The 1,073-nt window shown below is 48.8% G+C and carries 1 protein-coding gene; it reads left to right on the top strand.

The genetic code is table 11. From position 1 onward, the window contains the following. The coding region (locus F1593_RS28085) for a SagB/ThcOx family dehydrogenase (protein WP_216369032.1) at window positions 1–904 on the top strand (904 nt) is incomplete at its 5' end. Window positions 905–1,073 lie beyond the last annotated feature (169 nt).

Raw genomic sequence — 1,073 nt, 5'->3', positions numbered from 1 at the left:
TTCTCGCCAGGAAGAGAAAGGTCTACGCACTGGAGCAGGGCGGCAGAGAGCGATGCGGAGCAAGACAAGCCGCTCATTCTACGAAAAAGCTTTCAATCTTCTCAACGCGTTACCAGATACCCGACGCGTTACCAGATACCCGCTCATCGAAGAGGTACACAAGGCTACGCTTGTGAACGATGCCCCCCGGCCAGATCCCATCTTTGATGCAATCGGCGAAGAGATAGGGCATACTGATCCATGTATTCCGTTGCCGCCCCCGCCTTTCGCACATCTCCAGGGGAATATCAGTGATGCTTTTCGATACCGCCAGTCCAGTTTTGGACGTTTTTCTAGGAAAAAACCGCTTTCTCGCCTTGATTTAGCTGCGCTCCTTTTTTTGAGTGCAGCAGCAGGTCGTACGAGAACGGACCTGAAACATCCAGATGAGCGTTCCCATTTTACACGTCTTGCTGTTTTTATAAATAATGTGGAAAATATACCACCTGGTGCATATATCTATGATAGTTTACAGCACCGTTTGTGTCCTATCCGCCAGGGCGATTTTACATCGTTCCTCCAAACGAACTATATGCTTGAAAACTATAACTTAGCAGACGTTGCAGCCCTCATTACAGTGATCGGGAACCCCACACGCATGTTGGAGGCGTATGGCAGTCGCGGCTATCGTGCGCTGAATATAGAGGCAGGTATGATTGCCCAGACGATATACCTTGTGGCTACAGCCTCTTCTCTCGGCTGCGGAGCGGCACTCGGCTTCAACTTTCTTGCAATGAACGAAGCTCTAGAATTAGCGGGAACAGATTTGAGATCGTTGCTCTTCATTATGGTTGGTCCTGAGCGTCGGAACAACGCTTGCTTTAACGCTTTATTTCCAATGGAGAGAGCTGCAAGTGTGGAATGAGCATCTAGAAAATGGTGCAAAGCTCGCAGAAAGCAAAAAAATGGAACTATTCAATAGCAAGCCATCTTCACCGGAAGAACCAGTCCCTCTCTACAGATCTGTGGACTTTTTTATGTTGCGAGCGCCTACGCTCTCTGTTTGTACGTATCAGCGCCTCACCGATGCTTCT

It is taken from the genome of Dictyobacter arantiisoli (assembly GCF_008326305.1).
Classification (GTDB): domain Bacteria; phylum Chloroflexota; class Ktedonobacteria; order Ktedonobacterales; family Ktedonobacteraceae; genus Dictyobacter; species Dictyobacter arantiisoli.
The sequence above is the reverse complement of the archived record's forward strand: the minus strand, read 5'-3'. Positions and strand labels throughout refer to the sequence as shown.